The sequence below is a fragment of the Sutcliffiella sp. NPDC057660 genome (genome assembly GCF_042800035.1).
GTDB lineage: Bacteria > Bacillota > Bacilli > Bacillales > Bacillaceae_I > Sutcliffiella_A.
In genome coordinates, this window is the sequence record NZ_JBHVHV010000023.1 from 1 (window position 1) to 19,363 (window position 19,363).

Here is a 19,363-nt window from a genome sequence, read left to right on the forward strand (position 1 = left end):
TTGCATGTATTAGGCACGCCGCCAGCGTTCATCCTGAGCCAGGATCAAACTCTCCAATAAAGAGTTTGAGCTTATGCTCAAATGTTGACTAGCTTTGTATTGCTTTTTCGTTCTTTGTTAATCCCTATAAGATTAACGTGGACGCTGTTGTTTTGTTTAGTTTTCAAAGATCATTTCAATCGGTTTATCGCTCAGAAGCGACTTTATTAATGTAACATATCAACCTTGTTAAAGTCAACATGTTTTTTGTTTTTTTATCGTGCGAGCATTTTGTCTCTCGCAGCGACGAATAATAATATACCACGCTTTTCAAATGAACGTCAACTACTTTAGATACATTTTTTCAAAAAGTTTTTCGAGGGTATTTTGTTATGTGCAAACGCATAGTAGCAGCTAAGCAAATTGAAGTTCACTGCAGTCCCTATGGAAGTGCAGATTTTGTTGAAATACGCACTTTATCGATATCCACTCTCTTTTCGTGGATATATAGAAATTTCCGTTGATAAACGAATTTCAGCCCTAAGGTTCGGTGCAAAATACCGTCTCGATTTGCTATTTTTATACGGACAGCGCAAAAGAGACTCCCGCAAGGCATATCACTATGTATTGCAGGAGCCTTCACTTTTTTATAGGCTTTCTCGTTCCCTGTATACAGCTTTGGAGCGAATGTATTGCATGCATTCGGTTGGGTGGGCCACTCTTTTGAACATATTGAAAAGGATTTGATAGCGTTCCTCCATGGCATGTTTGACTACACGATCTATGCGGTTATCTTCAAAATCGTGAAGCAGCTCTTCCAGTTCCCGCTTTAGCAGGTATTCCAATTCTTTTACCTCTTTATTGTTAAACAGCATTCCTATCATTTCTTCACCTCGAAAAAGACGTTATATTGTATTTTTTTCCACCGATCATGTTTTTATGAAACATTTTCCTGAATATTTTTTTATCATAAGTTTTGTCCCATTGAATAATTATTAATTAGATACCGTGGACAAGGGGGAGACGTATGAATTTTTTCTATGTGATTAACGGAAGAAAGTTCAAGCAATTATCCATTATCATTTTGGCTTCTTTCTTTACTGCAGGGATTTTATATATAGAGAACTTTACTCACTTACCGGTTTTTTCTACAAAGGATGGTCAGCCGGTGGCATTCTATAAAGGGGAAGGGAAAGTGAAGGAGATTGCGTTATCCTTCGATATCAGCTGGGGAGACGAAAAAGCGCTGCCCATACTTGATACGTTGAAAAAGAATAATGCTGCGGGAGTGACGTTCTTTCTGTCTGCATCCTGGGCAGAAAGGCATCCGGAAGTAGTGAAGCGGATCACGGAAGATGGGCACGAGATCGGCAGTATGGGCTATGCATATGAAAACTACCGTGATCTGGATGATCTGAAAGTGAAACGGGATATGTTGAAGGCACTTGATGTATTTGAGAAGCTGGGAGTGAAGGAAGTGAATCTGCTGCGCCCACCAAAAGGCTCTTTTGATAAGAGGATTTTGAAAATCGCCAATTCGCTAGGATTTACGATTGTGCATTGGAGTGTCGATTCCCACGATCTAATCAACCCTGGCAAAGATATCATCATTGATAATGTGACGAAGAATTTAAGCAACGGGGATATCATCCTCCTGCATGCCTCTGATTCTGCCAAACAAACGGAGGATGCCTTGCCGGAGATCATCCAGCAGATAAAAACAAAAGGATATGAAATCAGCTCTGTAACCGACCTGATCAATAACACAAAAGCCAATAGCAAAGAAATACAATAATACAAAGGGCGCCCTGTCTTGAGGACGCCCTTTCATTTTTTATTTTGCCGTTGCCGCTTTTCCTTTAGGCAGATTCAGCTTATGCAGAACCAGCATCTGGTAGGAATTGCATGCAAGCAGTGGGAAAAGCATGAGCAAAAGCCAGCTTGGCTCATTTTCACGCAGGACCGGAAACCACTCTACAGTTGTTACCACTACCATGAAAAACAATGCGGGTATAAAGGCATGATGGTTCGTCTGCGCTTTTTTAACGTATGCAACCAGCAGACCGTAGATGAGCAGGAAGATCGGGAATGCCAAGTATGGTAATAACGAGTCGCCTTCATTTGCAAAAGCGATATATCGGAAGTAGACAAGATCGAATAGTACAAAGACGATCAGCACTACTTGAACGGCATTCCATAATGATTTGAAGATACCAAGTCCGAACCGGTGAACGGTCAAGTAGGCGAAGAATCCCATTTGGCTGATGATACTGAAAATCAGTCCTATTCCTATGTACCAGAAGATAACCGATAAAACTTGAAGATATTCTCCATTTGCAAATTCAGCTGTATGTTGATCCCAACGAACTATAAACGCAACAATAACGGTACTTACTGCTCCGATTAGTAACGTGGAAAGAAATAATCGAACCCAATTACGACTGTTCACTTTTTCTTTTCCTCCATATATAACAGTTTAAAAACGCTATAAATGATTGTACCAATCTAGCCAATAAAAATCCATCATCCCCCTCTTGCAAATTTGTATATTTCATTAACTTTGTCACATATTAAGCGTATGCAGAACCTGTGGGAAGGAGTTTTCTAATGAAAAGCTACCTTTTGCCGTTTTTCCTCTTATGTTTCCTGCTTTCAGGTTGTGCGCAGGGCGAAGAGGGTGCCGGCCAAATGGATTATGATCAAACCAAGAAAATGGTTGTGGATATATTAAAGACAGATGATGGCAAAAAAGCAATCGAAGAGATTATGACAGATGACAAAATGAAACAGAATTTTGTTTTGGACCAGGAAGCTGTAACCAGTGCCATACAACAAACACTTGATAGTGAAAAAGGGGCAGAGTTCTGGAAAAAAGCTTTTGAGGACCCAAAATTTGCCGAGACTTTTGCAAAAAGTATGCAAAATGAGCACGAAAAACTGATTAAAGATCTGATGAAGGATCCCGAGTATCAAGGATTGATGATCCAGGTATTGCAGGACCCTGAAATGGAAAAGCAATTGACAAAGGTTTTATCTGGCAAGGAATTTAAGACACACTTGCAAAAAGTGATAACCGAAACGTTTGAAAGTCCACTTTTTAAAGCCAAGCTACAGGATCTCCTTCTTAAAGGCGCCTCTGAAATGCAAGGCGGACAAAAGGAACAGGGTGGTGGAGGCGACTCCCAGCAAGGAGCCGACAGTGAAAGCGGCCAGGATTCTGGCGGCGGTGGCGGCGGACAATAAGAAGAAAGGCAGACCCCAAAAAATCAGGGTCTGCCTTTTTCCTTTATGTTAGTTCTACCACTTTTGATGCAATATCCAGATAGATTTTTCCGAGTGCATGATCATTCTGATAGATGGACGGCGCAAAGTCCTCCTCGTCCCAATCAGGCTGTTGAAGAGGCAATTGACCGAGCAGAGGTGCCTGAAGCTCTTCCGATAGCTTTTTCCCTCCACCTTGGCCGAATACAAATTCTTTTTCACCTGTCTTTTTGCTTTCAAAATAGGCCATGTTTTCGATCACACCGATTACTTCATGGTTTGTCTTGATGGCCATCGCCCCTGCACGTGCCGCTACAAATGCTGCGGTTGGATGCGGTGTGGTAACGATAAGCTCCTTACAGGATGGAAGCATGGAGTGGACATCCAATGCCACATCGCCCGTTCCAGGTGGCAGGTCGAGCAGAAGGTAATCCAGGTCCGCCCACTCCACTTCATTGAAGAAGCTGTTCAGCATTTTTCCGAGCATCGGACCTCTCCAGATGACAGGAGAATTGTCCTCCACGAAAAATCCCATGGAGATGACCTGTACGCCAAAGCGCTCCACCGGGATGATTTTCTCGCCTCGAACAACCGGTCGTTTCGTGATTCCCATCATATCCGGAACGCTGAAGCCGTAGATATCGGCATCAATCAAACCGACTTTTTTACCTAGGCGTGCCAAGGATACTGCCAGGTTAACGGATACTGTGGATTTACCCACTCCCCCTTTTCCACTCGCAATTGCCAGGAAGGTTGTCTTGTTGTTTGACAGCAAGTTTTCTTCTTTTCCTGCTGCCGCTGTTGCGCCGTAGCGATCAATCACTTCCCTAGGCAATTCCGTGAAGCGCAGTCCCACTGTTGCCGCGCCTGCTTCTTTCAGGAGGTTAACGATGGCCCCTTGCAGCTGCATCTGTTCTGCAGTTCCCGTTTTAGCCAGTGCAATTTTTACACTGACATGATTTTTCTCTTCCTTTATGGAAATCTCTTCGATTGCATTTGTCTCTTCGAACGTTTTATGTAAAATTGGATCCTGTAGATCCTTCAGTAGTTGTACCACTTTTGATTCTGTTAGCATGTTGGCCCCACCCCTGTACGTTATTGTCTTTATAGTGATGAATTCGTTTACAATACCAGTATAACATATCACAAAGCGCGTTGAACGGATTAAAGCATCAAAGAAAGCGAGATGTGGACATAAAAAAGATCCCCATTTATCCTGGAGGATCTTCAAGCTCTTCTTCCGATGTATAATGCCGCATAATCCCGTTATAGATGGAGGCAGCCAGCTTTTTCTGATAGTCGTCCGTACTGAGCAGCGCCCGCTCCGAAGGATTGGACAAAAAACCGACCTCCACCAGGGCTCCTGGAATTTCTGCCTTCTTTAAGATATAGATGCCGTTGATGGATTTTGCGTACCGGTCCGTATTCCCTAGATTCGTGCGGAGTTCATCCTGAATGAATTTCGCCACCCGCTCGTTTTCTTTCGAATCTGATCGCTGGTAGAAGGTCTGAGCCCCTTTCCACCTTGGGGAGGGAATCGCATTTAAGTGGATGCTGATAAACAGATCTCCATCCGATTCATTTACCATCTCCACCCGTTTCCTCAGGTCTTCCACTTTCCGCCTGCTGTAACCTTTTGTTTTCGGATCGGCCAGGTCGACATCCTCCTCGCGTGTCATCAGTACGAGTGCCCCCTGCTCCTGCAGATAATCCTTCAAATACAGGGATACCTGCAGCGCCACATCCTTTTCCAAGATCTCCCCTCCGACGGCACCACCATCCGGGCCGCCGTGACCTGGATCAAGTATGATGATTTTACCGCTTAGCGGGAGATTCCATTGTTCCCAAGTATCCTCGCTAAAGAATTGAAACTGTATTGAAAACAGTAGAATAAGGCCTGTAGTCAGCAGTGCCCAGAACTTCCACCTTCGCATATGTATCCCTCCCGCATGTCCTCATGTTTCACTATATGGGACAAGACGGAGGATTATGATAATTAGTGCAGCCTCATCCGGTACCTTTTTTCCCCCTTGTGAAATCCTTCCCTCCACCAATAGTCGATAAAAGCTTCACAAGTCATATAAAAGGATTCATGGACAAGGTCATTTTCACCAATCGCTCCCCAATACAGGAAGTAATCATATAACGTGTCTATCAGGTATTTCTCCTCTAGATGGCAACGTGTCTTCACCTTTTCCACGTTTTCGCCATGGTAGCCGAACTTGCTATAGGAAGCACCCAGAAGATAGGCCTCGATTGCCACATCAAGGCAGCCTTCTTCTATTGCGGTGACCGGTTGTCGTTTATGTTTTAAGTAGGGATTGAAAAAATCCTTCACTTTAGTTCTCAAAATATCCAAAGAAATTTCGCGAAGCATTTTGCGCTCATATTTCATCTGCTTTTCTCTTCGCTTTTCTTTAAAGGTTGTTAGTACAGTCAACATTTTCACACCCTTTCACCATTTAGTTTCCTAATGGTGATGAGCTTTCATGCGTGGAAAGATTGAGTACGTTTTTCCAAGTATGAATTTCATGAACCATGAATTTATTTGCTGTTTCCAGAATATAGATGCTAGAAGAAGGATAGAGAGTGAGGTGTCTGAACAGCATGAATGATGATCAAAAAACTTTTACAAAAATGAAATCCTACATTCCTTATCACAGCCCTTTTGACCCTTGTCCTCCAATCGGGAAGAAATATTATAGTACACCACCCAATTTGTACCTAGGATTTCAACCACCAAACCTCCAGCAGTTCCATCCACTTGATGCATTGAAGAAAGGGACGCTCTGGCCAGCTCTTTATGATTATTATGAAAATCCATATGAAAAGAAAAGGAGGTAAACCAAGTGACGAACTCTCTCCCTCCTGAGTATTATCAGCTTCTCGAGGAAATTCAGGCCGTCGACTTTGTCCTGATGGAATTGACCCTATACCTCGATACCCACCCCGATGACGAAAAAGCATTAAATCAATTCAATCAGTATGCCACTTACAGTAATCAGATCAAGAAGAATTTTTCTGCAAAATTCGGTCCATTGCAACAATTTACCGTTAATTCCAACGATCGTTGGGACTGGGGAAAGGGACCTTGGCCCTGGCAGATTTAACGAAAGGAGGATAACATATGTGGGTTTATGAAAAGAAGCTGCAATACCCCGTCAAAGTGAGCACCTGCAATCCGACATTGGCAAAATATCTTATTGAACAGTACGGTGGTGCAGACGGGGAACTGGCTGCAGCACTCCGTTATTTGAATCAACGATATACAATTCCGGATAAGGTTGTTGGGCTATTGACGGATATTGGTACAGAGGAGTTTGCACATCTGGAAATGATTGCGACGATGATTTACAAGCTGACAAAGGATGCTACCCCTGAACAGTTAAAGGCTGCTGGTATAGGAGATCATTATGTCAATCATGATAGCGCCCTTTTTTACCATAATGCAGCCGGGGTACCATTTACCGCTACATATATCCAGGCAAAAGGGGATCCGATTGCAGATCTCTATGAGGATATTGCAGCAGAAGAGAAAGCAAGAGCCACATATCAATGGATCATCAATATGTCGGACGATCCTGATCTGAATGACTCCCTTCGTTTCCTGAGGGAAAGAGAAGTCGTCCATTCCCAGCGATTCAGAGAAGCTGTGGAAATATTGAAGGAAGAACGGGACAGGAAGAAGATATTCTAATACTGGGGCAGGCAGGGAACATTGTGTTCCTTGCCTGTTTTATTGGTTCACTAGTCAGGTGATTACTCGAAAAACAAAAAAAGACCCCCAACCAATAAAGGTTGAAAGCCTTTTGAAACGTAAAGATTAACGTTTTGAGAACTGAGGTGCACGACGAGCGCCCTTAAGTCCGTATTTTTTACGCTCTTTCCAAGGTGGGTTCATTTACCGTTACATGGAAGTTGATAAACCGCTTTAATTCAACGTTTTTCCCTTTTAGGATTTCTTAGGATTTTAACCGATTTTTCGTAAAGGGTATTCAAGGGGTATTCAAAAAGGTAATTTAAAAAAATACGCTGGCGGGCTATATACAGGAAACCTATTTGATTTCTTGTTTTTTAGATTTCTGCTCAATTCATTTATGTTTTTAAAAACCGCTTTCATATTTAATCTTTCATAATAATTAAATCACCCGTTAGAAGTGGTTTTGACCTGTAGACAAAGTCACAGAGTGATTCAAATCCCCCTGTCACTATCTTTTCCCTGATTCAACCTTAATTCATGGGTATCTTGTTGCTTTTGTCTTTATTTTTATGAAGAAGGTATATGCTTCCATCTTCTTCTTTGTAAAGCATGGAAATGCTAATTACTTCTTCATTGCGAAAGGTTACTATTACCTGGGACCCTAACTTCCCTTCTTTTATACCCTCTATATCGAGAAAATCATATTCTTCAATGTACTCATAATCTTTTATTAGCGGGTAATCCCAGCGCAACGATTCCACATCCTCAAGAGAATCATCAGAGGGTATTACGGGGACATAATTATCTCCAAGAATCGTGATGATTTCTTCTTTATTAATAGGGAAATCAATCTCTTGAATAATTTTATAATCAAAATTGTCACTTCTTAGGTTAATAAGATGCAGATTTGGAAGAACTAAAAGAAAAATAATGACCGCAGCAAGAGAGATAATAATACTTGGCTTAAGAAGATTATATCTTTGATGTTTGGTGTCTAATGATTTTGCTTTATTCAATATATTATATTTTTCTTCGGCGGTAAAAATTTTTTCGGAAGAAATATTATTATCAAAGTCTTCTTTAAATTTACTTTTATCAATATGCACCCGTATCATCTCCTTCTTCATTTAATTTCTCTTTCAACTTTTGTCTAGCACGGTTTAGTCTAGTTTTTATAGTATTTTCGTTGAGATCTATTAAACTGGAGATTTCGGATATACTTAAATCTTTATAATAAAAAAGAATAATTATTTCGCGGTATTTTATAGGGAGTCGCATAACTTCATAAATTAATGCATTGTTTCTTTGCTTTTGAATCGCATGTTGTTCAGGTTCATTCTTGTTATTAAAATAATCTAAAATCAAATGGGTTTTATATTTAGTTGAACGCAAGTAATCCTTACATTTATTAATAGCTATTCTAAAGAGCCATGTTTTAATTTCACTTTTATATTGGAAGGTATGAAGCTGATTGTAAAAATTCAGAAATGTATCTTGGGTTATATCATCTATGATTGAATGATCTTTTACGTATGAATAGATAAGCCTCTTTATTTCTTCTCCGTATTGATCCATTACGAATTCTAAATGTTGCAATCTATATTCATCGTTATTTTTTTCTGTTCTTTCTTGCATAAGTTCACCCCTTTTCATTACTTCTCCTGTTAGACGGTGAAAATTGAATTCAGGTTTCAAAAATTTGGATTCAATTAATAAAACTAACAACCACTATAAATCATTAAATTATTCCACACTCTCATTATAGTGCAGCGCGGTATTCTTCAACTGCGCTAAATATTTGCACAAAAATATGGCCCTAAAATGAAAAATGAGCACTGACCCTTGTTCCAGGAAAGCGCCCGTTTTATTGAAAACCGATTTAATAAATTTTCCCATTATTAGAAAACACATTGACTTCATAATGTTCTAGATCGTCTTTAGATAAGTTTTCTGTCACGTACTTTTCAACTTCGGCTATATCATTTTTATTATATACGTCTATCCAGATAACTGGATCTGTAACGCCGATTTGAGTGCTTTGCACTTCAAATTTATCCCATACAGAGTTAACAACTACCTCTGTACTATATGGCTCTTTTTGTGTATACCAGAATATCGCAGACCCTACTAAAACACATCCTAAAATCAGTAATCTAAACTTATTTTTCATATCCATTTCCACTCCCATCGTTCACTATTTCTTAACTACTCGCAAACTATAATACCAAATAAATACAGTTATTTATATAACTAAACTGCTAAATATATCTACTTTGCCTTAAAATGTTAAAGTGCACTGTTCTTGTTCAATATTGCGCCCCTCTCTGAGGTACAAGCATAATTTTAAATTGATTTTTAAAAATTCTTTATCAAAATATGAGAAATTACCTTTTTATATACGTTATATAGTTTATGAGTGTACTTTTAAAAAAATAAGGAGAGTTTTTCATGAGGTTGAATGATGAAAATTTCATTAAATGTTTTAAGCAGCAAGAAGAAGACGCATTAGAATTCATCGTGGATAAATATTTACCTTTAGTAAAGGGAGTTACCTATAAAATTCTCGCTTCTTCTACTAACAAAGGTGCCATTGAAGAATGTATAAATGATGTTTTTCTTTCTGTTTGGAAAAACTTTAACAAATTTCAAGGAAAGAATATGGATGAATTCAAAAAATGGATTTGCGCTATTGCAAAACATAAAGCGATTGATTATTACAGAAAAGCAAATAATGAAAAGGTGTTAACCTCGGAATTTCTTGATTTTGATCAAGCAAAATCAGCAGAGGATGAGCTTATTTTATTGGAAAATCGAGCAGAATTAACTAAGCTAATTAATTCTTTACACCCAATAGATAGAGATATTTTTATAATGAAGTTTTTATTAGGAATAACAACAATTGATATATCGAAAAAGCTTGGTATGACAAAAGCATCTATTTCTAACAGAATTCATAGGGGAAAAAAGAAGCTTAATAAGACAGGGAGAAAACTAAGTTAGGAGAGAACACCGTATGAAAGATATTTATGAATTATTAAATGATGTTGAATTAGATGAAAACGAATATGTTGAAATGGAAGTTACAAAACATGAAAAATTAAAAGTGAAAAAAGCTCTTCGAAAATCTTTAAATAAAGATAAAAAATATACAAATTGGAAAAGACATATTTTAGCCGCTTCTATTATAATGGCGTTACCCACCGCAACAATAGGAGTAACCCTACCTACACAAGCCAGTAACATTCCAGTTATTGGAGATTTATTTAAATTTTTTGGTGGAGACAGAGGTGGACTTTATACCAATTACAAAGAATTCTCTACTGAAAAAAACATAGCCGTTGAAAGTAACGGTATAAAAATCACTATCAATGATGCAATTTTTGATGGTAACTCTTTCTTATTAACTTTTGTTATTGACAGTGATCATGATTTGGGTCAAGAAATCCATATTATAGACCCCCCTTATATTAAAGGAATATCCGGTTCTACAGGAGGTTCAAAAATCACAAAAATTAATGAAAAACAATATGCTGGTATTATTACTAGAAGTTTAACTAATCATAGCGAAAATGGGGGAGTAAACCTAGTATGGGATATTAATACAATCATTAATTCAGAAACCGGTGTAGAAACAAAAGGAAAATGGAAGTTTGCTCTTTCAATTAAAGAGTCCGAAAACCAAGAACAGATAATTGGTGAGAGCGTTGAGAAAAATGGGCTCAACGTAATTATCGAGAAACTATCGTATACACCAATGTCATTTGTAGTACATTACGATCAAAGAATTTCCAAATTATTAAGTGATCAATGGGATGATATATCTGTTGAATTAGATATAAAAGATGATTTAGGAAATTCATATTTAGGCGAAGTTAATGGAGGTATAAGCGAAAGAGATTCCTTTGACATTAAATGGAATGCCACTTTCGAAAAATTAGAAGATAGTGCCACTAAGCTTTTTATCTTACCACGTGTCATTTTTAGAAATACTCAGTCCGGTGGAGTGGAAATAAATGAACAAGGAGATAAAGAAATTACCAAAACAAATGATGCAGGGTATAAAGAAATTCTTTTAGAAGAAATAATTATTCAAATAAGAAAATAAATTACCCTTGCATCAACATATTTAAAACTAGATGGCTTATTAATAGCGTCCTATTTAACATCAATATTCTCCATCTTTTATTTCTATGTAAACATATAGATTACTTATAGGAAATCGACGTGGAGCCTCTGTGGGAATAACAGTAATTGGAAGTCTGCATCTCATCTTGCATTTAAACTTTTCATTCCCACGTCTCCACGTAAAGTCCTATACTTTTTAGATAAAAAGCTTAAATTATTTTCTTTTTATGTTGTCCCTAAAAGATCCAAGCTCTTGATTTTGAGAAGTTTTTACTTGTTAATAATTATCCTATAAAGTTAATTTTTGACCTAATAACACAATATAAAATAATTATATAGTGTTAGGTTAGCTTTTGAAGTTCTCTCCAGCTTTCCCCACTTTGTTGCCTCCTTATTTGACTCTACACATAACCCTTTAATTTTAGAACTTTAAAACTGCCTGACCTTAACCAAAATCGTGTGCACATTTCATTTGAGTTAGGGACATTTCTCACCAACAATTTGGCCCTTATATTAAACAAGGTTGTTTTAAAAAATTTGTAAACATACTTCCATACCATTCATTATAAATTGCAAGGAACAATCTTCCACACCTATTTTTTTTCATTTCTTAATCTGTTCTTGAATGATGTGGATTCACCTCTTTTTCACCTTTAAATGCCTCTTCTAATTCCGCATGGAACCAGTTTTCACTTCTGAAGTCAACTTTACTCGACTTAAAAGAACAAACAGGCTACTCAGACTCATATTTATCTCAAATTGAGAATGGATATAAAGATTTACCTAAACCCGCACTAATAAGAAAGTTTTCTGTAGGATTAGGCATTTCACATTCATATTTGATGAAATTAGCCGGATATTCTGAGTCTTATCTTGATGTAGACAATGGTCTTGATAGATATGAAGGTGCGGAACCTGGTAAATGTGAAAAATACCTAAATAAATTGAGAACTATAGACGTTAGCCTTCCATGTACTGAAGAAATAAAAACAGAAAACGAAGAGCAAGTTATTAGAGAATTATCAGATGACGAATTAAGAAGAAGATTATTTGATCTTCATGATCTTCTTAATATGAAAATTGACTTGTACTATAAAAACGAATCTTTAACAGACGAAAAACGCAAAAAAGTTAGAACCATACTTGAATTAATTTTTGAATAAACTCTTCCCTTTCCTGTATATAGCCTGCCAGCGTATTGGATAGGAGAATATTATGGCAAACATTAAAAAGTACACAAAGAAAGACGGTACCACCGCTTATATGTTTAATGCCTATCTCGGCAAGGATCCCCTCACTGAAAAAAAGAAACGAACCACAAGGCGGGGATTCAAAACAAAAAAAGAAGCAAATATTGCGCTATCTAAATTATTGGTGGAAGTCGATGAGCTCGGGCTCCGCAAAAATGAACAGATTACTTTCCAGGAAGTTTTTGAGGAATGGTTTAAGCAACATCGTACAGAAGTTAAACCAACTACGGTGTATGCGATGGAGAGTAAATTCAAGAGGATTCTCCCGTTATTCGGTCCTTACAAAATGAAAGACATATCCCGCTCGCGTTGTCAAAAAGCTATCAACACGTGGGCCCAAGAGCTTAAAACTTTCAATGATTATAAGATACAAGCAAACCAGGTCTTTCGATATGCCATGAAAATGGACATTATTAAGCGCAATCCAATGGATTATGTCACGCTTCCGAAACTAAAACATGAGATGGAATATAATGCGGAGCTGGAAGAGAAGAAGTATTATTACACGCGAGAAGAGCTCAGGAGCTTCCTGGAGGCGATTCAGGAGGACGACATGGCTTATACTATGTTTCGGCTCCTCGCCTTTACAGGAGCACGTAAGGGGGAACTGTACGCCCTCCATTGGTCTGACGTGGACTTCCACCATAAGACGATCAGCTTGAAAAAGACTTTGATTCACACGAGTGGCAAAAAGCAACTCCAGACATCGAAAACAAAGGCATCTCGGCGTGTTGTCAGCGTAGACGATGAAACGCTTGCGATCTTAAAGAAATGGCGTAACAAGCAAATACAGCGCTATCTGACCTTAGAACTTGCTGCTCCTTTTCAATCTGATGATAAACTGCCAGTCTTTACGGTCTATAATCATTTTAAACATGGCATGGATTATTGCCGCCTGGCTTACTTGAATGAAAAGCTGGAGCGAATCTATAAAAAGAATCCAGAGCTCCCGAAAATAAATGTTCACGCCTTTAGGCATACACATGCCAGTTTGTTGTTTGCAGCTGGTGCTTCCATCAAAGACGTACAAGCTCGGCTTGGCCATACAGATATTCAAACCACGATGAATATCTATACCCATGTGACCGATGAGGCGAAGGAGAAAACAGCGGAGATGTTCCAGAAGTACATGACATTTTAGTTCAGGGTATTCAAGGGGTATTCAAGGGGTATTCAATTCCAAATTAGGACATGAAAAAGCCCTCCCTGCTCCATAAGAGCAAAGAGGGCAAACCTTTGATATATAAGGTTTTTAACGTTTTGAGAACTGAGGTGCACGACGAGCGCCCTTAAGTCCGTATTTTTTACGCTCTTTCATACGCGCGTCACGAGTTAGGAACCCTGCACGCTTTAAAGTAGCACGGAACTCAGGATCAGCTTGCAATAATGCACGAGCGATTCCGTGACGGATCGCACCAGCTTGACCAGTGTATCCTCCACCGTCAACGTTTACCAATACATCATAGTTACCTTCTGTTTCAGTAACTGCTAATGGTTGTTTAACAACGTTACGTAGAGCTTCGAATGGGATGTAGTTTTCGATATCACGATCGTTGATCACGATTTGTCCGTTACCAGGAACTAGACGTACACGTGCAACGGAGCTTTTACGACGACCTGTGCCGTAGTATTGTACTTGTGCCAAAGTTATACCCTCCTTATTAATTAACCGCGAAGTTCGTAAACTTCAGGTTGTTGTGCTTGGTGTGGATGTTCGCTACCAGCATATACGTTTAATTTTTTAGCTTGTTGACGTCCAAGACTTCCTTTTGGAAGCATGCCTTTGATTGCAAGTTCTAACATCTTTGTAGGATAGTTAGTACGCATTTCCAAAGCCGTTCTTTGCTTTAATCCACCTGGGTGCATAGTGTGACGGTAGTAGATCTTTCCGTTTAACTTGTTACCAGTTAAGTGAATTTTCTCAGCATTGATGATGATTACATGATCTCCAGTGTCTACGTTTGGAGTGTAAGTTGGTTTATGTTTACCACGTAAAATGGATGCAACTTCACTTGCTAGACGACCTAAAGTTTGACCTTCAGCGTCTACCACGTACCATTTACGATTGATTTCGCTAGCTTTCGCCATAAACGTTGTACGCATTGATTTTTCCCTCCTAAAAATTTAAAGCTTTTTATTTGTCGTATCATATATTTTAAGTTCATCACGATGAAACTCTTCCGGGGCTTGATCGTGGGGCTAAAATACATACCATGTGATATCTTATATCTTTTTAGGGATATTGTCAAGAAAATGTTACACCAGGATTAGTTGTCATCATAAACGACGTCCCATAAGTATAAACCGTGGGCCGGTGCGGTTTTTCCTGCAGCCTTTCTATCCCTGGATTGAAGAATAGCTACAATTTCCTTTGGCTGCTTTTTTTCTTGTCCCACTTCCAATAATGTGCCGACGATGATCCGGACCATATTGTATAGAAAGCCATTGCCGATGATACGGAAAACAAGCTCTTCCCCGTTTTCCAGAATTTCCAGTTCATATATGGTGCGGACTTTATCCTCCACCTCGGTTTTCGCCGAACAGAAGCTGGTGAAGTCATGCTCCCCCAAAAAGTGCCTGGCTGCCTCACGCATGGCCTCAGTGTTGATGGAATACGGATAATGGAAGACCTGATCCCGATGGAACACATCAAAATCCTTGCTTAACCTCACCTTATAACGGTACTCCTTCTTCACAACATCAAAGCGTGCATGAAAAGTAGGTGGCACTGCCTCAACATGCCTTACCCAGATATCTTTTGGCAGATGGGCGTTCATCGCCTTCTGCCAGGCTGCCTCTGGTATGGACAGGGTAGTATCAAAGTGCAGCACCTGCCCCATGGCATGTACGCCCGCATCTGTCCTGCCAGAGGCGGAAACCTTGATGTCGCATCCTTTATGAATGCGCGTCAAGGCCTTTTGTAGCTCGTATTGCACCGTACGCTTCTCTTTTTGAATCTGATACCCTTCAAATCGGGACCCGTCATAGGATATTATGCATTTCATTCTATTCATAGCATCTAGACTCCATTATGTTCGTATCAGAACCAGAATAAACGTGAGGGCACCAAGAAACGCCATAAGCAGCGTATCCTTTGTGCTCCACTCTAGAAGGCGGAATTTCGTACGCCCTTCGCCACCTCTGTACCCGCGCGCCTCCATGGCTGTAGCAAGCTCCTCAGCGCGTTTGAAGGCACTGATGAAGAGTGGGACAAGCAAAGGGACGAGCGCCTTCACACGCTCCTTTAAAGGCCCTGTCGTAAAGTCCACTCCACGGGCACTTTGCGCCTTCATGATTTTATCCGTCTCCTGCATCAATGTCGGAATGAACCGTAGGGAAATGGACATCATCAGAGCCAGCTCATGTACCGGTACACCAACCTTCTTGAAAGGGCCAAAAAGCGTCTCCATTCCATCCGTCACTTCAATCGGCGTCGTCGTCAAAGTCAGTATGGTCGTAATGGTTATCAGGAACAAAAAGCGCAGGGAGATGAAAATTGCCTGTCTGATTCCCTCTTCATAGATCTCAATAAAACCTATACTGTAAAGGAGTGTCCCTTCCTTAGTCAGGAAAACATGAAAGATCATGGTGAAGATAATAATCCACAGGATCGGCTTCAAGCCTTTCAAGATGAATGGAATAGGAATCCTCGTCAAAAGGACAACAGATAAGGTGAAGGCTCCCAAAAGGGCATAACCCCACACATTATTGGCAAGGAAAACAATCAGGACAAAGATGAAGACAAGTAGCAGTTTCGCCCTCGGATCCATTCGGTGAACAATGGAGGTCCCAGGCACATAACGCCCGATGATCAGGTTATTCATGCTGCCCCACCCCTTCCTGCATCTTTGAGGCAATTGCCTCTGCAGCTTCATCGATGGTCAGGCAGATGCCGCCAAGCTTCCTGCCAAGGCGATCCTCGAGTTTTTTCATAAACAGGACGGTCTCCGGAACATCCAAGCCAAACTCCTGGATCTTTTCCGGATTGGAAAAGATCTCTCGCGGTGTGCCTTTCAGTCCGACCGTACCATTGTTCATCACATAGATCGAATCGGCATACATGGCCGCATCCTCCATGCTGTGTGTCACCAGAATTGTCGTCAGGTTCTTTTCCTTATGCAGGGAATAGAACAGATCCATGATCTCTTTTCGGCCTCTTGGATCTAATCCTGCAGTAGGCTCATCGAGGACAAGCACCTCCGGCTCCATGGCAAGCACACCTGCTATGGCAACTCTTCGCATCTGACCGCCACTTAAGTCAAATGGGGATACCTCCAGATACTTCTCCGGCAACCCCACCAACTTCAGGGCAGTTCTGGCCCGTTTTTTTGCCTCTTCCTCTGAGACTCCAAAATTGATCGGACCAAAACAGATATCCCGTTCTACCGTCTCCTCAAAAAGCTGGTGCTCCGGAAATTGAAACACGATGCCGACCTTTTTGCGCAGTGCCTTGATATTCTTTTCTTTTTCAGAAGCTTTCAGGATAAAATCCCCTATTTGTATCGTTCCTTTGTAAGGACGCAGCAGTCCGTTAAGATGCTGAAGGAGTGTTGATTTCCCAGATCCCGTGTGCCCGATGACAGCACTGTAGGAGCCATCTGCTATTTCCATATCTACATCATACAGTGCCACTCGTTCAAAAGGAGTTTTCGCCTGATAGCGATGCTCTAGATCTTGTATGTTAATTTGCATAGCTCATCCATCAGCCTTTCACTAGTTGTCGGGTTTGAATCAAGGGTAACACCTAAACTTTTAAGTTTATTGGCTAAGCTGATGGCAAAAGGCAGGTCCAAACCTATTTGAACAAGCTGCTCCCCCAGCAGGAAAATCTCGCTTGGCGTTCCTTCTGCGAAAACTTCTCCTCCATTCAGCACGATGATACGGTCGGCTCGTGAAGCCTCCTCCAAATCGTGCGTGATGGATAGAACTGTCACTCCCATTTCTTTTCTCAGCTCTTCTATCGTTTGAATGACTTCCTTTCGACCGATGGGATCGAGCATACTCGTCGCTTCATCCAATATGATGATTGCCGGCCGGAGCGCTATGACACCCGCAATTGCTACACGCTGCTTTTGGCCGCCTGAGAGTTGATGTGGTTCTTGGGTTAAAAAAGATTTCATCCCAACTCTTCTAATGCCTTCTTCTACTCGCTCAATCATCTCAACGCGTGGGACCCCAATATTTTCTAAACCAAAAGCTACATCATCCTCTACCGTGGATCCAACAAATTGATTATCCGGATTTTGAAAGACCATGCCTACCTGACGTCGAATATCCCAGAGCTTCTCTTCGGATAGTTCCATACCATCGATGATCACAGAACCTTTTGACGGCATCTGCAGTCCATTCAGAATACGTGCAAGCGTGGATTTCCCTGAACCATTATGCCCTACAATAGCAGTCCATTCACCCTGCTTGACCTCTATATTTATATCCTTCAGTGTATCCTCTTCCTGGTTGGGATAACGGAAGAACAAATTCTTCACTTTTAGAATCGTGTCAGTCATGAATCTTTCTCCTCTCTTCTCACCTTGTCTCCACTAACTCATAACGTTTCAGTCACTTCCCTAAGCCGCGTATAGGGAAGTGAGCCGAGACTGATATTTCTGCAAAAAAATAAAGGGCATGATCAGTCATTACAACTGCCCGCCCTTATTTATGACTGAAAATAGGAAGTTTAAAAAGTCCGGTAAAAAAAGCGTTGAGGTTGTTCGCTGCCCTTTTTGTCCTCCTTTTTAAACCACTACCACAATAGATTATACTAACTCGATGATTACCATTGGCGCTCCGTCTCCGCGACGAGGTCCAAGTTTCATAATACGAGTGTATCCACCTTGGCGCTCTCCGTAACGTGGAGCGATATCAGCGAATAATTTTTGTACTGCGTCTTGACCAGTTTCCTCGTTTGCCACTTCATGACGAACGTAAGAAGCTGCTTGACGGCGAGCATGCAAATCTCCGCGCTTTCCAAGAGTGATCATTTTTTCTACAACAGAACGTAATTCTTTCGCACGTGCTTCTGTAGTTTCAATGCGCTCACTGATGATTAAGTCAGTTGTTAAGTCACGTAGCATCGCTTTACGCTGTGCGCTTGTACGACCTAATTTTCTGTATCCCATGTTGATGTTCCCTCCTTCTGTAGAAAGTAATGAAACGTCCAAACACATAAAGATGCCTAGTTTTACGAATAAAAACTAGTCATCTTTACGCAAGCCTAAACCTAGCTCTTCTAGTTTGTGCTTGACTTCCTCTAGAGACTTTCGGCCTAAGTTACGAACTTTCATCATATCTTCTTCTGTTTTATTCGCAAGTTCTTGAACAGTGTTGATGCCAGCACGCTTCAGGCAGTTGTAAGAACGAACAGATAAATCAAGCTCTTCGATAGTCATCTCCAAGACTTTTTCCTTCTGATCTTCTTCTTTTTCAACCATGATTTCCGCGTTTTGCGCTTCATCTGTCAATCCTACAAATATATTTAAGTGCTCAGTTAAAATCTTTGCCCCAAGTGCTACTGCTTCTTGTGGACCGTTACTACCATCTGTCCATACATCCAATGTAAGCTTGTCATAGTTAGACACTTGGCCTACACGTGTATTTTCAACATAATAAGAAACGCGTGAAACTGGAGTAAAGATAGAATCAATTGGAATGACTCCGATTGGCTGATCTTCACGCTTGTTTCCGTCCGCTGGTACATATCCGCGTCCACGCTTAGCGGTGAAACGAATACGCAGGTGCGCGTCCTTTGCTAACGTTGCGATATGAAGGTCAGGGTTTAGGATCTCAACATCACTGTCATGGGTAATGTCAGCAGCTGTTACAGCCCCTTCGCCTTGCACGTCAATCTCTAACGTCTTCTCATCATCTGAATAGATTTTTAATGCTAGCTTCTTAACGTTCAAAATAACTGTTGTAACATCTTCAACGACGCCTTCAATTGTTGAGAACTCATGCAGTACACCATCTATTTGGATACGCACCGCGGGTCGAAGGCGGCATGACCGCCTTTGGCCTCAAGTGTCTGGATGCCACCAACGAGTACACGGGG

General features: G+C 40.6%; 24 protein-coding genes, 1 rRNA gene and 3 pseudogenes. 10 read left to right on the forward strand and 18 right to left on the reverse strand.

The window, feature by feature from the left end; all coding sequences use genetic code 11:
* Together ACFVAD_RS21540 and ACFVAD_RS21545 are read right to left on the reverse strand one after the other, a co-directional pair.
* Nucleotides 1-60 (reverse strand): 16S ribosomal RNA (locus ACFVAD_RS21540); the annotation flags it as partial.
* 566 nt (nucleotides 61-626) lie between these two features.
* The gene (locus ACFVAD_RS21545) at nucleotides 627-863 is read right to left on the reverse strand and encodes a hypothetical protein (RefSeq protein ID WP_386645111.1); all 237 of its coding nucleotides are present in this window, start codon (nucleotides 861-863) and stop codon (nucleotides 627-629) included.
* Between the two features lie 143 nt (nucleotides 864-1,006).
* Between ACFVAD_RS21545 and pdaB the strand changes: the two genes are divergently transcribed.
* Nucleotides 1,007-1,774, forward strand: coding sequence for a polysaccharide deacetylase family sporulation protein PdaB (pdaB, locus tag ACFVAD_RS21550; RefSeq protein WP_386645114.1), 768 nt, complete (start codon nucleotides 1,007-1,009; stop codon nucleotides 1,772-1,774).
* A gap of 39 nt (nucleotides 1,775-1,813) precedes the next feature.
* Here pdaB and ACFVAD_RS21555 read toward each other — a convergent pair whose 3' ends face one another.
* Entirely contained in the window at nucleotides 1,814-2,428 is a 615-nt protein-coding gene (locus tag ACFVAD_RS21555) for a KinB-signaling pathway activation protein (RefSeq protein WP_386645117.1), read from the reverse strand.
* 158 nt (nucleotides 2,429-2,586) lie between these two features.
* Here ACFVAD_RS21555 and gerD point away from each other — a divergent pair, with 158 nt between their 5' ends.
* On the forward strand, nucleotides 2,587-3,222 hold the full coding sequence (gerD, locus tag ACFVAD_RS21560; RefSeq protein ID WP_386645120.1) for a spore germination lipoprotein GerD: 636 nt from the start codon (nucleotides 2,587-2,589) through the stop codon (nucleotides 3,220-3,222).
* A gap of 43 nt (nucleotides 3,223-3,265) precedes the next feature.
* Here gerD and ACFVAD_RS21565 read toward each other — a convergent pair whose 3' ends face one another.
* The 3 genes from ACFVAD_RS21565 to ACFVAD_RS21575 all read right to left on the reverse strand — a co-directional run bounded on the left by ACFVAD_RS21565 (nucleotide 3,266) and on the right by ACFVAD_RS21575 (nucleotide 5,680).
* Nucleotides 3,266-4,315: a P-loop NTPase gene (locus ACFVAD_RS21565; RefSeq protein WP_386645123.1), complete on the reverse strand. Its 1,050-nt coding sequence runs from the start codon at nucleotides 4,313-4,315 to the stop codon at nucleotides 3,266-3,268.
* A 136-nt stretch (nucleotides 4,316-4,451) separates the two neighbouring features.
* The gene (gene cwlD / locus ACFVAD_RS21570; protein ID WP_386645126.1) at nucleotides 4,452-5,174 is read right to left on the reverse strand and encodes an N-acetylmuramoyl-L-alanine amidase CwlD; all 723 of its coding nucleotides are present in this window, start codon (nucleotides 5,172-5,174) and stop codon (nucleotides 4,452-4,454) included.
* Nucleotides 5,175-5,236: 62 nt separating this feature from the next.
* Nucleotides 5,237-5,680, reverse strand: a complete 444-nt coding sequence (locus tag ACFVAD_RS21575; RefSeq protein WP_386645344.1) for a YbaK family protein — start codon at nucleotides 5,678-5,680, stop codon at nucleotides 5,237-5,239.
* Nucleotides 5,681-5,877: 197 nt separating this feature from the next.
* On the opposite strand from ACFVAD_RS21575, the gene ACFVAD_RS21580 reads away from it, so the two are divergent.
* From ACFVAD_RS21580 to cotJC, 3 genes are read left to right on the forward strand one after another with little or no spacing between them, the layout of a single operon-like run.
* Entirely contained in the window at nucleotides 5,878-6,084 is a 207-nt protein-coding gene (locus ACFVAD_RS21580; RefSeq protein WP_386645347.1) for a spore coat associated protein CotJA, read from the forward strand.
* A 5-nt stretch (nucleotides 6,085-6,089) separates the two neighbouring features.
* Nucleotides 6,090-6,350, forward strand: a complete 261-nt coding sequence (locus tag ACFVAD_RS21585) for a spore coat protein CotJB (RefSeq protein WP_386645129.1) — start codon at nucleotides 6,090-6,092, stop codon at nucleotides 6,348-6,350.
* Nucleotides 6,351-6,367: 17 nt separating this feature from the next.
* A complete protein-coding gene (cotJC, locus tag ACFVAD_RS21590) occupies nucleotides 6,368-6,937 on the forward strand; it encodes a spore coat protein CotJC (protein ID WP_386645131.1) in 570 nt (189 codons plus the stop codon).
* 126 nt (nucleotides 6,938-7,063) lie between these two features.
* Here cotJC and rpsI (ACFVAD_RS21595) read toward each other — a convergent pair.
* The 4 genes and pseudogenes from rpsI (ACFVAD_RS21595) to ACFVAD_RS21610 form a co-directional block, all read right to left on the reverse strand.
* Nucleotides 7,064-7,126 (reverse strand): annotated as a pseudogene (gene rpsI, locus ACFVAD_RS21595) (30S ribosomal protein S9); the annotation flags it as partial.
* Between the two features lie 344 nt (nucleotides 7,127-7,470).
* A complete protein-coding gene (locus tag ACFVAD_RS21600) occupies nucleotides 7,471-8,046 on the reverse strand; it encodes a hypothetical protein (RefSeq protein WP_386645134.1) in 576 nt (191 codons plus the stop codon).
* Complete coding sequence (locus ACFVAD_RS21605; RefSeq protein ID WP_386645137.1) at nucleotides 8,036-8,575, reverse strand: sigma-70 family RNA polymerase sigma factor; 540 nt, start codon at nucleotides 8,573-8,575, stop codon at nucleotides 8,036-8,038. The genes ACFVAD_RS21600 and ACFVAD_RS21605 overlap by 11 nt, the downstream gene beginning before the upstream one ends.
* A gap of 244 nt (nucleotides 8,576-8,819) precedes the next feature.
* Nucleotides 8,820-9,110: a YolC/YozM family protein gene (locus tag ACFVAD_RS21610; RefSeq protein WP_386645140.1), complete on the reverse strand. Its 291-nt coding sequence runs from the start codon at nucleotides 9,108-9,110 to the stop codon at nucleotides 8,820-8,822.
* A gap of 278 nt (nucleotides 9,111-9,388) precedes the next feature.
* Between ACFVAD_RS21610 and ACFVAD_RS21615 the strand changes: the two genes are divergently transcribed.
* The 5 genes and pseudogenes from ACFVAD_RS21615 to ACFVAD_RS21635 all read left to right on the forward strand — a co-directional run bounded on the left by ACFVAD_RS21615 (nucleotide 9,389) and on the right by ACFVAD_RS21635 (nucleotide 13,456).
* The gene (locus ACFVAD_RS21615; RefSeq protein ID WP_386645143.1) at nucleotides 9,389-9,940 is read left to right on the forward strand and encodes a sigma-70 family RNA polymerase sigma factor; all 552 of its coding nucleotides are present in this window, start codon (nucleotides 9,389-9,391) and stop codon (nucleotides 9,938-9,940) included.
* Between the two features lie 13 nt (nucleotides 9,941-9,953).
* Nucleotides 9,954-11,045 carry a DUF4179 domain-containing protein gene (locus ACFVAD_RS21620; RefSeq protein ID WP_386645146.1) on the forward strand — a complete coding sequence of 364 codons (1,092 nt, stop codon included), beginning with the start codon at nucleotides 9,954-9,956 and terminating at the stop codon, nucleotides 11,043-11,045.
* Between the two features lie 715 nt (nucleotides 11,046-11,760).
* Nucleotides 11,761-11,895 (forward strand): annotated as a pseudogene (locus ACFVAD_RS21625) (helix-turn-helix domain-containing protein); the annotation flags it as partial.
* A 9-nt stretch (nucleotides 11,896-11,904) separates the two neighbouring features.
* Nucleotides 11,905-12,228: a hypothetical protein gene (locus ACFVAD_RS21630; RefSeq protein WP_386645149.1), complete on the forward strand. Its 324-nt coding sequence runs from the start codon at nucleotides 11,905-11,907 to the stop codon at nucleotides 12,226-12,228.
* A gap of 52 nt (nucleotides 12,229-12,280) precedes the next feature.
* Nucleotides 12,281-13,456 (forward strand): site-specific integrase, encoded by a 1,176-nt coding sequence (locus ACFVAD_RS21635; RefSeq protein WP_386645152.1) that lies wholly within the window; start codon nucleotides 12,281-12,283, stop codon nucleotides 13,454-13,456.
* 111 nt (nucleotides 13,457-13,567) lie between these two features.
* Here ACFVAD_RS21635 and rpsI (ACFVAD_RS21640) read toward each other — a convergent pair whose 3' ends face one another.
* The 8 genes and pseudogenes from rpsI (ACFVAD_RS21640) to ACFVAD_RS21675 all read right to left on the reverse strand — a co-directional run.
* Nucleotides 13,568-13,960 (reverse strand): 30S ribosomal protein S9, encoded by a 393-nt coding sequence (gene rpsI / locus ACFVAD_RS21640; protein ID WP_010191551.1) that lies wholly within the window; start codon nucleotides 13,958-13,960, stop codon nucleotides 13,568-13,570.
* A 20-nt stretch (nucleotides 13,961-13,980) separates the two neighbouring features.
* A complete protein-coding gene (gene rplM, locus ACFVAD_RS21645) occupies nucleotides 13,981-14,418 on the reverse strand; it encodes a 50S ribosomal protein L13 (RefSeq protein WP_386645156.1) in 438 nt (145 codons plus the stop codon).
* A gap of 164 nt (nucleotides 14,419-14,582) precedes the next feature.
* Entirely contained in the window at nucleotides 14,583-15,329 is a 747-nt protein-coding gene (truA, locus tag ACFVAD_RS21650; RefSeq protein WP_386645159.1) for a tRNA pseudouridine(38-40) synthase TruA, read from the reverse strand.
* A gap of 15 nt (nucleotides 15,330-15,344) precedes the next feature.
* Nucleotides 15,345-16,139 carry an energy-coupling factor transporter transmembrane component T family protein gene (locus tag ACFVAD_RS21655; RefSeq protein ID WP_386645162.1) on the reverse strand — a complete coding sequence of 265 codons (795 nt, stop codon included), beginning with the start codon at nucleotides 16,137-16,139 and terminating at the stop codon, nucleotides 15,345-15,347.
* The gene (locus ACFVAD_RS21660; protein ID WP_386645165.1) at nucleotides 16,132-17,007 is read right to left on the reverse strand and encodes an energy-coupling factor ABC transporter ATP-binding protein; all 876 of its coding nucleotides are present in this window, start codon (nucleotides 17,005-17,007) and stop codon (nucleotides 16,132-16,134) included. Before ACFVAD_RS21660 ends, ACFVAD_RS21655 begins: the two co-directional genes overlap by 8 nt.
* Nucleotides 16,983-17,822: an energy-coupling factor ABC transporter ATP-binding protein gene (locus ACFVAD_RS21665; protein ID WP_386645168.1), complete on the reverse strand. Its 840-nt coding sequence runs from the start codon at nucleotides 17,820-17,822 to the stop codon at nucleotides 16,983-16,985. Before ACFVAD_RS21665 ends, ACFVAD_RS21660 begins: the two co-directional genes overlap by 25 nt.
* A gap of 249 nt (nucleotides 17,823-18,071) precedes the next feature.
* On the reverse strand, nucleotides 18,072-18,434 hold the full coding sequence (rplQ, locus tag ACFVAD_RS21670) for a 50S ribosomal protein L17 (RefSeq protein WP_386645171.1): 363 nt from the start codon (nucleotides 18,432-18,434) through the stop codon (nucleotides 18,072-18,074).
* A gap of 75 nt (nucleotides 18,435-18,509) precedes the next feature.
* A pseudogene (locus ACFVAD_RS21675) lies at nucleotides 18,510-19,289 on the reverse strand (DNA-directed RNA polymerase subunit alpha); the annotation flags it as partial.
* Between the last annotated feature and the right edge of the window lie 74 nt (nucleotides 19,290-19,363).

Coding starts and splice junctions, on each gene's coding strand:
- truA (WP_386645159.1), bottom strand. CDS start 15,329: ATGAATAGAATGAAATGCATAATATCCTATGACGGGTCCCGATTTGAA.
- ACFVAD_RS21580 (WP_386645347.1), top strand. CDS start 5,878: ATGAAATCCTACATTCCTTATCACAGCCCTTTTGACCCTTGTCCTCCA.
- rplM (WP_386645156.1), bottom strand. CDS start 14,418: ATGCGTACAACGTTTATGGCGAAAGCTAGCGAAATCAATCGTAAATGG.
- ACFVAD_RS21610 (WP_386645140.1), bottom strand. CDS start 9,110: ATGAAAAATAAGTTTAGATTACTGATTTTAGGATGTGTTTTAGTAGGG.
- pdaB (WP_386645114.1), top strand. CDS start 1,007: ATGAATTTTTTCTATGTGATTAACGGAAGAAAGTTCAAGCAATTATCC.
- ACFVAD_RS21605 (WP_386645137.1), bottom strand. CDS start 8,575: ATGCAAGAAAGAACAGAAAAAAATAACGATGAATATAGATTGCAACAT.
- cotJC (WP_386645131.1), top strand. CDS start 6,368: ATGTGGGTTTATGAAAAGAAGCTGCAATACCCCGTCAAAGTGAGCACC.
- gerD (WP_386645120.1), top strand. CDS start 2,587: ATGAAAAGCTACCTTTTGCCGTTTTTCCTCTTATGTTTCCTGCTTTCA.
- ACFVAD_RS21665 (WP_386645168.1), bottom strand. CDS start 17,822: ATGACTGACACGATTCTAAAAGTGAAGAATTTGTTCTTCCGTTATCCC.
- ACFVAD_RS21655 (WP_386645162.1), bottom strand. CDS start 16,139: ATGAATAACCTGATCATCGGGCGTTATGTGCCTGGGACCTCCATTGTT.
- ACFVAD_RS21615 (WP_386645143.1), top strand. CDS start 9,389: ATGAGGTTGAATGATGAAAATTTCATTAAATGTTTTAAGCAGCAAGAA.
- ACFVAD_RS21660 (WP_386645165.1), bottom strand. CDS start 17,007: ATGCAAATTAACATACAAGATCTAGAGCATCGCTATCAGGCGAAAACT.
- rplQ (WP_386645171.1), bottom strand. CDS start 18,434: ATGGGATACAGAAAATTAGGTCGTACAAGCGCACAGCGTAAAGCGATG.
- ACFVAD_RS21620 (WP_386645146.1), top strand. CDS start 9,954: ATGAAAGATATTTATGAATTATTAAATGATGTTGAATTAGATGAAAAC.
- ACFVAD_RS21635 (WP_386645152.1), top strand. CDS start 12,281: ATGGCAAACATTAAAAAGTACACAAAGAAAGACGGTACCACCGCTTAT.
- cwlD (WP_386645126.1), bottom strand. CDS start 5,174: ATGCGAAGGTGGAAGTTCTGGGCACTGCTGACTACAGGCCTTATTCTA.
- ACFVAD_RS21565 (WP_386645123.1), bottom strand. CDS start 4,315: ATGCTAACAGAATCAAAAGTGGTACAACTACTGAAGGATCTACAGGAT.
- ACFVAD_RS21545 (WP_386645111.1), bottom strand. CDS start 863: ATGATAGGAATGCTGTTTAACAATAAAGAGGTAAAAGAATTGGAATAC.